The following is a 14,682-nucleotide window of genomic DNA, read 5'->3' as shown; positions in this document are numbered from 1 at the left end:
TCTCGGCCGTCGCTCAGCCGCCCTCGGCGCGGTCGCGCCCCGCGGCGATGTCCGCCTCAGGCCCGCCTCGCAGGAGCTCGATCGCCTCGCTCGCGTCGTCCGTCGCGGCGTACCCCCGCCGGCCGTCGACGTCGACCTCGGCGATCAGGCCGGCCGCGCGGAGCTCGGTGACCGTCCCGTGGAGGTCGGACTCGCACAGCTCCGTCGCGTCGAGCAGCTCGATCACGGGGAGCGGCCCCTCGTCGACGACCACGGCGAGCAGGCCGAGCGACCGGTCGTCGTGGACCGCGCGCATCGTTTTGCGGACCGACGAGGGAACTCCGGAGGCCGCGGTCGCGAGCGGCGACTCCCCGTCGACGACGCTGAGTTCGTCGTTGTCGACGTAGCGCTCCGCGCCCGTGGCCGGGTCGCGGACGCGGCTCGACTCCGCGGAGCGCTTCACCAAGAGGTACGTGTCGCCGTCGGCGTCGCGGACCGTCTGCATAGGCGAAGGAGAGAGTCCCCAATTCATTACGCTTCCGGGGGCGTGTGGTCGTCCGGGTCGTCGGCGTCGTCAGCGTCGTCAGCGTCGTCGGCGTCGGCAGCGTCGTCGGCCTTAGCGTCCGCAGCCCCGGAGCGAGCGGCCTCGACAGCGTCCGCGTCGGCATCGATACCATCCGTATCGGCATCCGCGTCGGCCGCCTCGTCCCGAGAGCGCTCCCAAGCACGGTACGTCTGGTACGTCCGAACGCCGGCGAGAAGCCCGGCGACGAGGAGGACCGGACCGACGCGCGACCACCCCTCGAAGTACCAAACCATCGGGCCGAGCGCGACGAGGAACACCGCGGCGTTGGCGTAGATCACGGCGACCACGAACGCGCGGAGCGTGCCGGAGTCGACGTCGCTCGCGCCCTCGAAGTCGCCCCCGTCGTCGAACGTCTTCACCGAGGGGGCCTTCGGGATGTCCGGCGTCATCTCCCGCTCGGCGTCGGAGCTCTCGCCGAAGGAGACCTCGCCCTCGTCGTCCTCGTCGAGGCTGAACACGTGCGGTCGTACGCGGGGACGAGACAAAGGGGTTCCGTCCGGTCGCGGTCGGGACGTCGCGGCCGCGGAGGGGATGGCGTCGCCGCGGAGAAGCCGGCGCCGCCACTACGGACATGAGACGAGCGCGGAACCGAAGCGCCGCGTCAGGTCGCGTCTGCGAGCCGGACCGTTCGGCTCGCCTCGACCCACGCGAGGGGGTTCGCGGCGTCGAACAGCACCACGTTCCCGTCGTCCTCGTACACCTCCACCTCGGCGTCGACCGCGTCGCGACCGGTCGGGCGAGCCACCTCGGGTTCCGAACGTGGGTCCGAAGACATGGACCGTGGTAAGTCATCACACATTAAAGGCCTTTCCGTGGCGGGAGTCCTCGCCGCACCCGAAAGCCGAGTTTTTTAGCCGGGTGCCGCCGAAGGACCGATATGACTCAGTCGGGGCTGTCGGACTTCTCGTCGCCCGCGGACGCGGACGAGGGGGAGCACGGCGGCACGGAAACCGAACGGGAGGACCTCGCCGCACAGGAGGCGGCCGTCGTCGCCGGCGGCGGGCGGGGCCGCGTCAGCGACGTCGTCGACGTCGACGAGGCGAAGTTCCCGGAGTCGACCGGGACCGTCGAGCTGATGATCACCCAGATCGACTACGCCGTGGAGGGATACGGGAGCGACGAGTACCCCGTCGTTCACGTCTTCGGCCGGCGCCCGGCGGCGACCGTCGACGGCGACGTCGAGGACGACGTCCGCGAGCACGTCCGCGTGCTGGGCGTCGAGCCGTACTTCTACGTCCCCACCGCCGACCTCGACCGCGACCCCGTCGAGGCGTACGACGTCGTGATCGGGACGCGCGAGGAGGGCCCGGACGGCGAGCCGTACGAGAGCATCCGCGGCGAGCCGCTCACCCGGATCGTCACCCGGACGCCCCGCGACGTCGGGAACATCCGCGACGACTTCGAGACCAGCTTCGAGGCTGACATCCTCTTCCCGAACCGCTTCCTGATCGACAACGGGATCAACGGCGGGATGCGGGTCGAGGAGCGCCGGCTCGACGACGGCTCCGGGACGATGCAGGTCCACGAGGGGCAGCTGGAGCCGGCCGAGGTCGACGCCGACCTCCGCGTGAACACCTTCGACATCGAGGTCGACGACCGCCGGGGGTTCCCCGAGGACGGCGAGGAGCCGATCATCTGTCTCACGAGCCACGACTCCTACGACGACGAGTACGTCGTCTGGCTGTACGACGCCCCCGAGGCCGAGATCCCGCCGCCCGAGGACCTCCCCGACTACGAAGGGATCGCGAGCGACGGCGAGGAGGTCGATTTCAGGGTCGAGACGTTCGAGGAGGAGGCCGCGATGCTCGACGCGTTCGTCGACTACATCGACGACACCGACCCAGATCTTTTTACTGGGTGGAACTGTCTACCGGCGGATAGTCAAATTCTCAAAGCGGACGGGACCGAGCAACGGATCGAGGACGTGTCTGTCGGAGACGAGGTGATAGGGAGCGACGAACGGCAGACAACGACCGCGGAGGTCACGAACAAGTGGGAGAGCGAGAAAGAGATTCTCAGATACAGGCTCGCGGATGGAACTGATCTCCGCAGTTCAGAGGAGCATCGTGTGATGGTCGGTGACGATGATCAAGTCGACTGGAAGCTGGGAAGCGAGATCGATGTCGGGGACTATCTCCTCAAGCCGCGAAAATTGAATGTCGACTCGGAGCGTGTCCCGACCCTCAGTGATCTCGTCCCGATCGAATGCCAGCGGTTCGGAAGTAAAGAGGCGATCAAATCGTTCAAATCTGAACTTCCTTACGGCGCCGTTTCGGAGCTCGCAGAGGAGTTCGATCTCGCCACAGGAACCTTACATCACTCGAAGACAGATGTTTGGACTCCGGAGCGATGTCAAGTTGTGTCTGACCGATACGACGTTGCGCTCCCTGACGGCGGGAGGGAGTACCGCCGCACGCGGAACGACCTCGACAGGCAGCTCACCGGCCACGAGCTGTATCTCGCGGGACTGGTTCTCACGGACGGGACCATGTCGCCCGAGGATGGAATCCGTTTCTATAACACGCGCGAGGAGTTACACGAACAGTTCCCCGGTGAGACGCATCTCGAACCCGATGGGAAGGGATGCTACAAGCAGAACGTACTGGACTACGCCCGGATGTACACGTTCAATGGGCTCGGGATTCCGTTCGGTGACAAAAACGGGGGAGAAGTCGATCTCTCGACGGTTTTCGAACTTCCAGAGTCGTATATAGAACGGTTCTTGGCAGGAGTCATCGACGGGGACGGGAACGTCTCGTCTTCGGTGACCGTTGCGGCCGAAAATCGATCCATCGGGGAATGGTACGTGAAGCTATTCCGCCGGCTTGGCGTCTACGCAGAGCAGCGTGAGAACGTGGTGCGGGTCCCGGACGCAGAGCGTGAGATCCAGCGACTCAGGGATCGGGTCCTCCCGCATCTCTCTCACTCGAAAAAGCGAGAGGCGCTAAAAGCACTGGACGGCGGGAAAAGTGGACGGAGCGAGAACATTCCGTACGCGCTCTTTGAGGCGGACACCGGCACTGACGAGAAGCGGATCGGTCGGGACAAACACCGCCGAGGAATCGATCTCAAACGGCACGAAACGATTCTCGACGAGTGGCCGGAGTACGTGTTTGTGAAGGTTGAGGACGTGGAGCGTGTCGGTACGGAGACGACCTACGACATCGAGACGACCACGCACAATTTCTTCGCAGACGATTGCCTCGTTCACAACTGTGAGGACTTCGACGTCCCGTACTTTTTCGACCGGATGGAAGAGCTTGACCCGGGAAGCGAGTATGATCTCTCGGTGGATCGATTCTCCCGGATCGGGGAGGTGTGGCGCTCCGGCTGGGGCGGCCCCGACATCAAGGGCCGGGTCGTCTTCGACCTGCTGTACGCCTACAAGCGCACGATGTTCACCGAGCTGGAGTCGTACCGCCTCGACGCGGTCGGCGAGCGCGAACTCGGCGTCGGGAAGGAGCGCTACACGGGCGACATCGGCGACCTCTGGGAGCAGGACCCCGAGCGCCTGCTGGAGTACAGCATCCGCGACGTGGAGCTGTGCGTCGAGATCGACCGGAAGCAGGACGTGATCGCCTTCTGGGACGAGGTGCGCACCTTCGTCGGCTGCAAGATCGAGGACGCGCCGACCCCCGGCGACACGGTCGACATGTACGTCCTCCACAAGGCGTTCGGGAAGTTCGCGCTCCCGACGAAGGGCCAACAGGAGTCGGAGGAGTTCGAGGGCGGCGCCGTCTTCGACCCGATCACCGGCGTCAAGGAGATGGTGACGGTCCAGGACCTGAAGTGTTTCAGCGCCGACACGGACGTCGCAACGCCGAACGGGCTCAAGCCGATAACAGAACTGAATGTCGGCGATCCCGTCTACACGTTGAATTCAGAAACGTTTGAGTGCGAAATCAAGCCAGTCGCCGAGACTCATTCGTACCAAAACGAATACGGCGAGCTACACCACGTCAGCGGGAACACGCACGATTTTAAAGTGACGGAGAATCACCGGTTCCTCCTGTCACAGAGCCGCGGATGGAGCGATCTCGGCCCGTCGGATTTCGAGTTCAGCGAATACCGTGATGTGCCGGAATACGAGCGGTTCGCATTCCCCATACACGAACCGATGGCCGGATCGAAACGCGAGAAGTTCGACCTTTTCGAGGAGGTCGAAGACGGCCACGTCGCCGTGTACGCTCACGACGGCTTGACCGGATTCCGAGCAGCGATGCCCGTGGGAATCGAGTCTGAACTCGATCGGGCGAAGGGAACATCTCGACTCGCGACGGTTGATGGAAAAGCCGGAAAATATCTGATACCGATCGAGGTGTATCGACAGAACCGCGAACAGATCGAGGAACACGCCGACGAGACCCTTCTTAAATACGATCGCGGACACGCTGAAATGCCCCTCTCCTTCAACATGGACGACTGGCTTGAACTGATGGGCTGGTTCGTCACGGAGGGAAGTTTTGTTCGTGAGGTTCCCGGGATCGTGTTACATCAACGCGATCCGCAGGGTCGAGAGTCGATCCGGGATCTGTTAGAACGGATTGATCTGAACTACGCGAGCAACGAAACGCGGTTCAAAATCTCAAACCGATTCCTTCACGATTGGTTCCGGGATCACTGCGGCGACGGGTTCTCTGAAAAACATCTTCCGGAGTGGGTGTTCGGTCTCGACGCGGGCCACCTTCGTCATCTGCTCGACACGCTCATCGATGGCGACGGGAGCCGGACAGAAAGCGGACTCAACAAGTTCTGGACCAAAAGCGATCGGCTGAAACAGGACGCCGTCCGGCTCGGAGTGCGGTGTGGCGAGAAGCCGACGGTTACGAAACAGTCCGACGGGACGTGGTACGTCTCGATCGGAAAGCAAGGGTCATTGAAAAAGGCGAACGCCACGACCGAACCGCACGACGGACAAGTACACTGTATCACAGCCCAGGATAACCACACTGTACTCGCCGGACGGAACGGCCACCTCCAATGGATCGGACAGTCGCTGTACCCGATGTGCATGGTGACGATCAACGCCGGCCCGGAGACGAAGGTCGACCCCGCCGAGTACGACGGCGAGACGTACGTCGCGCCCAACGGAACCCACTTCCAGAAGGAGCCGGACGGGATCATGCGCGAGATGGTCGACGAACTCCTCTCCGAGCGCGAGGAGAAGAAGGCGCTCCGGAACGACCACGACCCCGGCACCGAACCGTACGAGCAGTACGACCGGCAGCAGGGAGCTGTCAAGGTTATTATGAACTGCTTCACGCCGGACACCGAAGTCGTGACTCCCGATGGCGTTCGGTCGATCACGGACTTGGCGGTCGGCGACTCCGTCTACTCGCTCGATCCCGACACGGAGGAGATGGAGGTAAAGACCGTCGAAGAGACCCACGCGTACCCCGACTACCGAGGCGAGCTCGTCGACATCGAGACCTCGAAAATCGACTTCCGCGTGACGCCGAACCACCGGATGCTGGTTCGGAAAAACGAGACGAACGGAATCACCGAGGACGGGTACGGTTTCGTGGAGGCGGGCGACCTCGATCGGGCGACGAACTACCAGCTTCCCCATGACTGGGCCGGACCAGACGGCGAGCGGATCGACGAAGTCGATCTGACCGAACTCGTCGACGGCGAGTACGAGGTGTGGGTCCGGCCGAGCGTCCACGGTCGCACGTTCACCGCCGAACTGGGATGGACCCCGCGGCGCGTTCCGAAGGCGGACGTCGGCGAAACCGGCTACGTGTTCACGGCGGAGGAGTTCGAAGCACACCGCGAGTACGTCGAGTCGGTGTGTGAGCGGAGCTTCGTTCACCGCGAGTCAGGTCGAAAATGGATCCCGCGAACGTTCGACGGGGACGATTTCCTCGAACTGCTCGCGTGGTACGTCACGGAAGGAAACGTGTACACGTCCGAGGAGAAGCGATTCGGGGAGAACGTTCGGGGCTCGGCCACCACGGTCAAGATCGCACAGGACGCGGTCGCGGACGGCGGTAGCTCCGATCACGCGACGATCGGCGAGCTCCTAGACCGGATGGGGTTGGACTACTACGTCGACGATCGCAGCTATCAGTTCACTTCGGAGCTGCTCGGGGATCTCCTCCGAGACAGCTGTGGCGACGGGAGCTTCGAGAAGCGAATTCCGGATCGCGTCTTCGAGGCGAGCACGGCGCAGAAACGCGCGTTCTTGGAAACCCTGATCGACGGCGACGGCGACCGGCAGACCGGATCGTGGCGGTACACGACGTCGAGCGAGCGGCTTCGAGACGACGTGCTCCGCCTGTGTGCCCACCTCGGGATCACCGCGAGCTACAACCGCGACAGCGGGAGCTGGCGGATTTACGTCACGGAAGGCGGGAAGAACACGCTCCGGATGCATCGGAGCGGGTCCCGGAGCGAGGCCGAGGACGGGGTCTACTGCGTGACCGTCGAGGACAACCACACGCTCCTCGCGGGGCGGAACGGGAAGTTCCAATTCGTCGGCCAGTCGCTGTACGGCGTGACGGGATGGGACCGGTTCCGCCTGTACGACAAAGAGGGCGCGGCGGCCGTCACGGCGACCGGCCGGGAAGTCATCGACTTCACCGAGGAGGCCGCGAACGAGCTCGACTACGAAGTCGCCTACGGCGACACCGACAGCGTCATGCTTTCTCTGTCTGACATGTCGAAAGAGGAGGCGATCGAGACCTCCTTCGAGATAGAGGACCACATCAACGAGCGCTACGACGACTTCGCGCGCGACGAGCTGAACGCCGAGTTCCACCGCTTCCAGATCGAGTTCGAGAAGCTCTACCGCCGGTTCTTCCAAGCGGGCAAGAAGAAGCGGTACGCGGGCCACATCATCTGGAAGGAGGGGAAAGACGTCGACGACATCGACATCACCGGCTTCGAGTACAAGCGCTCCGACATCGCCGGGATCACGAAGGAGGTCCAGCAGAACGTCATCGAGACGATCGTCACCGGCGACGACATCGACGAGGACATGGAGGAGGTGAAGGCGTACCTCGTGGACGTCATCGCCCGCGTGCTCGACGGCGACGTCGACCTCGACGAGATCGGGATCCCGGGCGGGATCGGCAAGAAGCTGGACGCCTACGACACGCCGACCGCGCAGGTCCGGGGAGCGAAGTACGCCAACCTCATGCTCGGGACCAACTTCGGGAGCGGGTCGAAGCCGAAGCGGCTCTACATCGAGAAGGTTCACCCCGACTTCTGGCAGCGGATGGAGGGAGAGAAGGGGCTCGACCCGCAGCGCGACCACCTGTACGGGGAGTTCAAGCGCGACCCCGACGTGATCTGCTTCGAGTACGCCGACCAGGTCCCGGAGGAGTTCGAGGTCGACTGGGAGAAGATGCTCGACAAGACGCTGAAAGGGCCCATCGAGCGCGTCATCGAGGCGCTCGGCATGTCGTGGGAGGAAGTCAAGACCGGACAGGAGCAGACCGGACTCGGCTCGTTCATGTAGGCGGGTCGTCTCTGAGAAAGCAGTTTTCGATCGTTGGAAAAATTCTTGCTTGATTCGAGAGTTTTGTCGGGTGGATGCGTAACCATTAACCGCCTCAACCACTACCGTCAACGTACGAGGCACGAGAATACACATGGCTACTCTCGAAATCAACGATCTTCACGCACGAGTGGCGGAAGAGGGCGGCGAACGCATCCTTCGCGGGGTCGACCTGACCGTCGAGTCCGGCGACATCCACGCGCTGATGGGGCCGAACGGCTCCGGGAAGTCGACGCTCGCGAAGGTCATCGCCGGCCACCCGGCGTACGAGGTCACCGACGGCGAGGTCCTGCTCCACCTCGACGAGGAGGACGTCGCGGACATCAGCGCCGACCTCGACGACGACGACTATCACTGGGAGCTGCTGGAGATGGAGCCGAACGAGCGCGCCGCGCTCGGCATCTTCCTCGGCTTCCAGTACCCGGCGGAGATCGAGGGTGTCACCATGACGAACTTCCTCCGGCAGGCGCTCAACGCGAAGGCGGACGAGCGGGAGGAGCTGTTCGAGGACGAGGAGGCCGACGAGGCCGACGCCGACGAGGACGACGAGGGCTACGAGACCTCCCCGATGGAGGGCGCCGCCGACGACGGCGATATCGGCGTCGCCGAGTTCCAGCAGATCCTCTCGGAGAAGATGGAGCTGCTCGACATGGACGAGAAGTTCATGCAGCGCTACCTCAACGCCGGCTTCTCCGGCGGGGAGAAAAAGCAGAACGAGGTTCTGCAGGCCGCGATGCTGGAGCCCGCGATCGCCGTGCTCGACGAGATCGACTCCGGGCTCGACATCGACCGGCTCCAAGACGTCTCCGAGGGAATCAACGCCCTCCGCGACGAGCAGGGCACGGGCGTCCTCCAGATCACCCACTACCAGCGGATCTTAGACTACGTCGAGCCCGACCACGTCCACGTGATGCTCGACGGCCAAGTCGTCAAGAGCGGCGGGGCGGAACTCGCGGAGAAGCTCGAGGACAAGGGGTACGACTGGGTCCGCGAGGACGCGTTCGATGCGGCGTAACCACAAATGGTCACGCAACAGGAATAAACGGGGGAACACGTAACATAATATCATGAGTTCACAACAAGACGATCTCAAAGAGACAGACACCGAGGCCCGCTTCGAGTTCAAGAAGGAGGAGAAGTCCGCTTTCCAGACCGAGAAGGGCCTCACCGAGGAGACGGTCCGCGTCATCTCGGAGGACAAGGACGAACCGGAGTGGATGCTGGAGCGGCGCCTTCGCGCCCTCAAGCAGTTCCAGGAGATGCCGATGCCGACCGACTGGCCCGGCCAGCCGGACCTGAGCGAGGTCGACGTCGACGAGATCATCCCGTACATCCGGCCGGACGTCGACGTCCGCGCCGGCGTGGACGACTGGACCGAGCTCCCGGACGAAATCAAAGACACCTTCGACAAGCTGGGCATCCCGGAGGCCGAGAAGAACGCGCTCTCCGGCGTCGGCGCCCAGTACGAGTCGGAGGTCGTCTACCAGAACATGCAGGAGCGGTGGGAGGAGAAGGGCGTCATCTTCTGTAACATGGACGAGGCCGTCCAAGAGCACGAAGAGCTCGTCCGCGAGCACTTCATGACGAAGTGCGTCCCCCCGAGCGACAACAAGTTCGCGGCGCTCCACGGCGCCATCTGGTCGGGCGGCTCGTTCGTCTACGTCCCCGAAAACACCACCGTCGACATGCCGGTGCAGGCGTACTTCCGGATGAACTCCGAGGGGATGGGCCAGTTCGAGCACACGCTCATCATCGCCGAAGAGAGCTCGGAAGTCCACTACATCGAGGGCTGTTCCGCGCCGAAGTACTCGAAGTTCAATCTCCACTGCGGCGGCGTGGAAGTGTTCGTCGACGAGGACGCCCACGTCCAGTACTCGACCGTCCAGAACTGGTCGAAGAACACGTACAACCTGAACACGAAGCGCGCCATCGCCGAGAAGGGCGGGCGCATGGAGTGGATTTCGGGGTCGATGGGGTCGAAGGCAACGATGCTGTACCCCTCGACGATCCTGAAGGGCCGCGGCGCCTCCGACAACCACATCACTATCGCCTTCGCGGGCGAGGGCCAAGACATCGACACCGGTGCGAAGGTGTACCACAACGCGCCGGACACGAAGTCCACCGTCGAGTCGAAGTCGATCGCGAAGGACGGCGGCCGCACCAACTACCGCGGCCTCGTCCACATCGCTGACGGCGCGGAGAACTCTTCGACCGCCGTCGAATGCGACGCGCTGATGTTCGACAACGAGTCGACGTCGGACACGATGCCGTACATGGAGATCAACGAGTCGAAGGTCGACGTCGCCCACGAGGCGACCGTCGGGAAGATCGGCGACGAGGACATCTTCTACCTCCAGTCGCGCGGCCTCGACGACGACGACGCGAAACAGATGATCGTTTCGGGCTTCATCGAGCCCATCACGGAGGAGCTGCCCATCGAGTACGCCGTCGAGCTCAACCGGCTCGTCGAACTCGAGATGGAGGGCTCGCTCGGATAACATGAGCACGCAAGCAATCGAGAGCCTCTCGGAGGACACGGTACGACGCATCGCCGACGAACGCGACGAGCCCGAGTGGCTACTCGAGACCCGTCTGAACGCGCTTTCGGCGCTGGAGACGGCCGATCTGCCCGACGTCATCCAGACGCCCGGGCGCCGCTGGACAGACCTGGAGTCGCTCGACTTCGAGGCGCTCGTCGACCCGCTGAACCAGTCCGACGCCACGGAGCGGTCGGCCGGCGACGACGAGGTCGTCGTCCTGCCCTTCACGGAGGCGTTCGACGAGTACGGCGACGTCATCGAGGCGAACTTCGGCTCGGTGCTCGACCCCGAGCACAACTACCTCACGGCGCTGTCGGTCGCGCTGTTCACGACCGGCACGTTCGTCTACGTCCCCGAGGGCGTCGACGTCGAGGACGTGACGGTGCGCGCGGAGATGAACTCCCGCTCGCTGTTCAGCCAGACGCTCGTCGTCGCCGAGGAGTCGTCGTCGGTGACGATCCTCGAGTCGATCGAGAGCGGTGACAGCGCGGTCGACGGCGACCGCTACTTCTCGAACCTCGTCGAGATCGCCGCGGGCGAGAACTCGAACGTCCAGTTCGGCTCGCTCCAGAACCTCGACGACGACTCGTACACGTACTCGCTGAAGCGCGGCGTGACGGACGCGTACGCGACGGTCGACTGGATCGAGAGCAACTTCGGCTCGAAGCTCACCCGCTCGGACGTCGAGACCGAACTGAGCGGCGACGGCTCCGAGAGCCAGATCGTCGGGACGTTCTTCGGCACCGACGACCAGCACTTCGACATCAACGCCCGCGTCTGGCACCAGGCCGAGCACACGACGGCCGACCTCGTCACGCGCGGCGTGCTCGACGACGTGGCCCGCTCCGTCTACGAGGGCGTTCAGGACGTCGGCGAGGACGCGTGGAACACGTCCAGCTACCAGCGCGAGAACACGCTGATGCTGTCGGACGACGCCGAGGCCGACGCGTCGCCGAAGCTGATCATCCACAACCACGACACCGAGGCGTCGCACTCCGCGACGGTCGGGCAGGTCGACGCCGAGGACCTGTTCTACCTCGAGAGCCGCACGATCGACTCCCACACGGCGCGGAACATGCTCGTCGAGGGCTTCTTCGTGCCCGTGTTAGAGGAGATCGCGGTCGACGAGTTCCGCGACGACGTTCAGGAGCTCGTCCTCCAGCGGCTCCAGTAGACGGAGTCGTCGCGTTTTTTCGGAGACGTCGAAACGGCCGCGGCGACGACGCCGCCGCTCGCGGACGCGTTCGAGACGCCTCGACGCAAAGAGCGTTCGGCGCGGCTACTCGGACTCGTCCGGCTTTCGCACCTCGGAGACGATGATGTCCCAGTCCGGGTTCTCGGCGCCGTTCCGGCACTCCCACCCGCCCTCGACGTCGACGTCTCGCTCGTGGGCGCGGCGGAGGAGGGACCGTAGTTCGTCGCGGAACGCCGACTCGTCTGACGGCGTCTCGTCTCCGGAGTTCACGTGGACGGGACCTCACCGATCCCGACGGTCCCGCTGTCGTCGTCGGGCGTGCGGTTCGCGATCACCGCGTCATTGGTGACGGTGACCTCGCGTCCCGCGACCGTGGAGGTGACGCGAACGTTGCCGTCGGTCGCACCCCTGAAGAGCGCGTCGAGCGACTCGACGTCGATCGATCGAAACAGGGGGTCCATCTCAGTCGGATCGACGTCTGAGATCTCTGTGAGGGTCGCAACAACCGCCATACTGGCCGAAGTCTCCACCTTGTCGTAGCGTGCCAGATACGTCTCCGACCCCGGACGAAAAGTAAACGACTCGAGAATGATTTCAGTGTCTTCGGCAGACATATAAAGACGTAGCACGCTGCGTCGGTTCAGGTGTGGCACTGATGATACAGGAGGTATTTACAAGCAGAAAGGATGTCCGTCGTCATCGGATCCCGACGCGAGCAGCGACGTGTCACTCCGCGATCAGCGTCCTCGCGATCAGCCGGCGGTGGCCGCGTCTGATCCGAGAGGACAGCGACTGTTGTGAGATGCCGAGTTCCGCGGCGATCTCCTCCAGCGACGCCGTCCGCGGCGAGTCGAAGTACCCCATCTCGTACGCCAACACCAGCGCCTCCCGCTGGGTCTCCGTGAGGTCGTACCCGTCGCCCTGAACGGGAAGCAGCGAGTGGACGGCGGTGATCTCGATGGAGATGTCGTGAGCCTGGCAGTCCGTCCGAAACTCGCCGATCCGATCGCGGCTCTCGCCGCGGACTTCGAACTGCCACCCCTCCTTGGTGCCGATACCCGAGAGCACCACGATATTGGCTCGCGCGAGGGCGGTCAGGACGCCGTAGTAGTCGTCTTCCCACTCGGCGCGCATGAGGTACTCTCCGTCGACATCGTCGATGAGCTCGATGTTCACGACCCCTCGGTGCGCCTCGAAGGCGGCCTCGATGTCTGACGCGCGCGCGCCGCGGACCCAGAAGTACGGGATGATGAGCGACGCGGCCGGGATGAGTCGTTCCAGTTCGACCGTCACCCCCGGCAGGTTCTCGAACACCGTGCCCAGCGGGAACTCGTCCGCCGGGCTCGTGAACTCCATGACCGTGGCCATAGCCACCGATCGCTCCGGACCGGGATAATGCACGAGTATGGTGTACCAAGTAGCCGACCGCCGGACCGAACGAGCGGTCGACCGTCACGCTCGACGCGAACATGGTATCCCATGTCTGTCTTCTTTGTATGCGGGTCGAGAACCACTCATTCGGAATCGATTAATGAGTGTGATCGTGGAGTTCCGCGTGTCGTCCGGGAACTTCGAACTCGGACGAATACTCGCGGTCGAGGGAAACTCCACCGTCGAGATCGAGACGCTCGTCCCCCTCGGAGGAGCCACAGCCCCGTTGTTCTGGATCCACAACGCCTCGCGTGACTCGTTCGTGGACGGAGTCCAACGGCACCCGACAGTCGACGGGGCCACCCCGGTCGACGTGTTCGAAGACCGCACGCTGTTCACGCTGGACTGGGACGCGACTCGGGACGCCCTCGTGGACGCGGTGCAGGCGAACGGGGGCCAGATCCGAGACGGCGTCGGGACTCCGTCGACGTGGCAGTTCGAGGTCCGGTTCCCGAGCCACGAGTCGCTCGTCGACGACGTTCGTCGCGAGTCTCGGCGCGAGGGGACGACGACGGACGCCCAGCGGCGGCGGCCCCGAACCAGGCTGCATCACGCCGACCTGCCAAAGCTGGAGGCCGCCGGTCTCGTCGAGTACGACGCAGACGAGAAGCGAGTCCAGAGCGTCGAGGGAGCTCTCGCCCGGCGGCTGCGGTCGGTGATCGACGAGCACGAGGGGAAGGCCCGGAACGAGTAGCGCGGTGCGGACGTTCATTGTTTCAGGAATGTAGTAATTTCACACTACCTACAGCAATATACCGTCGGGAGTCGTACACGGGAGAATGGCAGATGATAAAGCGGGACGGGAGGACCAAGCCCGGGACGAGGAGAACCGACAGCGACGGCGCGACGTCGACGCGGAGCTGGAACGCGGCGACGAGCCCGAACCGGAGCTCGACACCGCGGATCTCGGCGAGGTCGAGCCCGAGCTCGAACGGCTGGAGTTCCCGGTCACGGGGGCTGAGATCGTCTCGACGATCGGCGACCGCGAGGTCGCGTCCCCGACGGAGCGGCACACCGTCGAACAGCTGGTCCCGGACACGGACCGAGTGGTGTTCGACTCCCCGGACCGCGTCCGCGTACAGATACGGCGTCCCACGGTCGCCGCGGCGATGAAGCGGATCGTCGAGACCAGCGAGGTGTTACCGAACGAGGAGCTCGACGGCTCGCAGTACGACGCCTACGAGAGGACCTTCCAAGAACTGGAGCGGGTCAGCCCCGACGACGAGGACGAGGCGATCGCGGCGATCCGCGACTGGGTCGTCGAGCGGATCCGCGAGAAGGGGGCGCTCCCGGCTTCGCGCGGGGTCCGTCGGCAGGCGGCGAAGGTCGCTCGGCGAGAGGGACACCAGATCCGGAACAGTGACTGGCTCGGGATATAGGCGGTCGGCGGCCCTCTCGACGCGCCGGCCCGTGCGAACGACCCCCCGGCTACGACGGTGTTCAGATAAGG

The 14,682-nt window shown here is 64.2% G+C and carries 12 protein-coding genes and 1 pseudogene; 7 read left to right on the top strand and 6 right to left on the bottom strand.

Features of this window, described 5'->3' with window-relative positions; genetic code table 11:
* Positions 1-13 precede the first annotated feature (13 nt).
* From DJ81_RS02040 to DJ81_RS19035, 3 genes are all read right to left on the bottom strand, one after another.
* On the bottom strand, positions 14-484 hold the full coding sequence (locus tag DJ81_RS02040) for a hypothetical protein (RefSeq protein WP_094527638.1): 471 nt from the start codon (positions 482-484) through the stop codon (positions 14-16).
* A gap of 26 nt (positions 485-510) precedes the next feature.
* Positions 511-1,023: a hypothetical protein gene (locus DJ81_RS02035; protein WP_094588199.1), complete on the bottom strand. Its 513-nt coding sequence runs from the start codon at positions 1,021-1,023 to the stop codon at positions 511-513.
* A 143-nt stretch (positions 1,024-1,166) separates the two neighbouring features.
* Positions 1,167-1,340, bottom strand: coding sequence for a hypothetical protein (locus DJ81_RS19035; protein WP_170938219.1), 174 nt, complete (start codon positions 1,338-1,340; stop codon positions 1,167-1,169).
* Between the two features lie 102 nt (positions 1,341-1,442).
* On the opposite strand from DJ81_RS19035, the pseudogene DJ81_RS19945 reads away from it, so the two are divergent.
* The 5 genes and pseudogenes from DJ81_RS19945 to sufD all read left to right on the top strand — a co-directional run.
* Positions 1,443-2,369 (top strand): annotated as a pseudogene (locus DJ81_RS19945) (3'-5' exonuclease); the annotation flags it as partial.
* The gene (locus tag DJ81_RS19860) at positions 2,367-8,027 is read left to right on the top strand and encodes a DNA polymerase domain-containing protein (RefSeq protein WP_394338286.1); all 5,661 of its coding nucleotides are present in this window, start codon (positions 2,367-2,369) and stop codon (positions 8,025-8,027) included. The pseudogene DJ81_RS19945 and the gene DJ81_RS19860, both read left to right, overlap by 3 nt.
* A gap of 133 nt (positions 8,028-8,160) precedes the next feature.
* Positions 8,161-9,081: an ABC transporter ATP-binding protein gene (locus DJ81_RS02025; RefSeq protein WP_094526476.1), complete on the top strand. Its 921-nt coding sequence runs from the start codon at positions 8,161-8,163 to the stop codon at positions 9,079-9,081.
* 52 nt (positions 9,082-9,133) lie between these two features.
* A complete protein-coding gene (gene sufB / locus DJ81_RS02020) occupies positions 9,134-10,564 on the top strand; it encodes a Fe-S cluster assembly protein SufB (protein WP_094588195.1) in 1,431 nt (476 codons plus the stop codon).
* 1 nt (position 10,565) lies between these two features.
* Positions 10,566-11,780, top strand: a complete 1,215-nt coding sequence (gene sufD, locus DJ81_RS02015; RefSeq protein ID WP_094525286.1) for a Fe-S cluster assembly protein SufD — start codon at positions 10,566-10,568, stop codon at positions 11,778-11,780.
* Between the two features lie 105 nt (positions 11,781-11,885).
* Here sufD and DJ81_RS02010 read toward each other — a convergent pair whose 3' ends face one another.
* From DJ81_RS02010 to DJ81_RS02000, 3 genes are all read right to left on the bottom strand, one after another.
* Entirely contained in the window at positions 11,886-12,071 is a 186-nt protein-coding gene (locus tag DJ81_RS02010) for a hypothetical protein (protein ID WP_094525287.1), read from the bottom strand.
* A complete protein-coding gene (locus DJ81_RS02005) occupies positions 12,068-12,313 on the bottom strand; it encodes a HalOD1 output domain-containing protein (protein WP_094526479.1) in 246 nt (81 codons plus the stop codon). Before DJ81_RS02005 ends, DJ81_RS02010 begins: the two co-directional genes overlap by 4 nt.
* 214 nt (positions 12,314-12,527) lie before the next feature.
* Complete coding sequence (locus tag DJ81_RS02000) at positions 12,528-13,169, bottom strand: helix-turn-helix domain-containing protein (RefSeq protein ID WP_094526480.1); 642 nt, start codon at positions 13,167-13,169, stop codon at positions 12,528-12,530.
* A gap of 175 nt (positions 13,170-13,344) precedes the next feature.
* Between DJ81_RS02000 and DJ81_RS01995 the strand changes: the two genes are divergently transcribed.
* Positions 13,345-13,926, top strand: a complete 582-nt coding sequence (locus tag DJ81_RS01995; RefSeq protein ID WP_212589815.1) for a bacterio-opsin activator domain-containing protein — start codon at positions 13,345-13,347, stop codon at positions 13,924-13,926.
* Positions 13,927-14,011: 85 nt separating this feature from the next.
* Positions 14,012-14,611, top strand: a complete 600-nt coding sequence (locus tag DJ81_RS01990; protein ID WP_094588191.1) for a hypothetical protein — start codon at positions 14,012-14,014, stop codon at positions 14,609-14,611.
* The last annotated feature ends 71 nt before the right edge of the window (positions 14,612-14,682 follow it).

Origin of the sequence: Halorubrum sp. Hd13, assembly GCF_002252755.1 — an archaeon.
In the GTDB taxonomy this organism is placed as follows: domain Archaea; phylum Halobacteriota; class Halobacteria; order Halobacteriales; family Haloferacaceae; genus Halorubrum.
The sequence above is the reverse complement of the archived record's forward strand: the minus strand, read 5'-3'. Positions and strand labels throughout refer to the sequence as shown.

Coding starts and splice junctions, on each gene's coding strand:
- DJ81_RS19035 (WP_170938219.1), bottom strand. CDS start 1,340: ATGTCTTCGGACCCACGTTCGGAACCCGAGGTGGCTCGCCCGACCGGT.
- DJ81_RS02005 (WP_094526479.1), bottom strand. CDS start 12,313: ATGGCGGTTGTTGCGACCCTCACAGAGATCTCAGACGTCGATCCGACT.
- DJ81_RS02040 (WP_094527638.1), bottom strand. CDS start 484: ATGCAGACGGTCCGCGACGCCGACGGCGACACGTACCTCTTGGTGAAG.
- sufB (WP_094588195.1), top strand. CDS start 9,134: ATGAGTTCACAACAAGACGATCTCAAAGAGACAGACACCGAGGCCCGC.
- DJ81_RS19860 (WP_394338286.1), top strand. CDS start 2,367: ATGCTCGACGCGTTCGTCGACTACATCGACGACACCGACCCAGATCTT.
- DJ81_RS02025 (WP_094526476.1), top strand. CDS start 8,161: ATGGCTACTCTCGAAATCAACGATCTTCACGCACGAGTGGCGGAAGAG.
- sufD (WP_094525286.1), top strand. CDS start 10,566: ATGAGCACGCAAGCAATCGAGAGCCTCTCGGAGGACACGGTACGACGC.
- DJ81_RS01990 (WP_094588191.1), top strand. CDS start 14,012: ATGGCAGATGATAAAGCGGGACGGGAGGACCAAGCCCGGGACGAGGAG.
- DJ81_RS02000 (WP_094526480.1), bottom strand. CDS start 13,169: ATGGCCACGGTCATGGAGTTCACGAGCCCGGCGGACGAGTTCCCGCTG.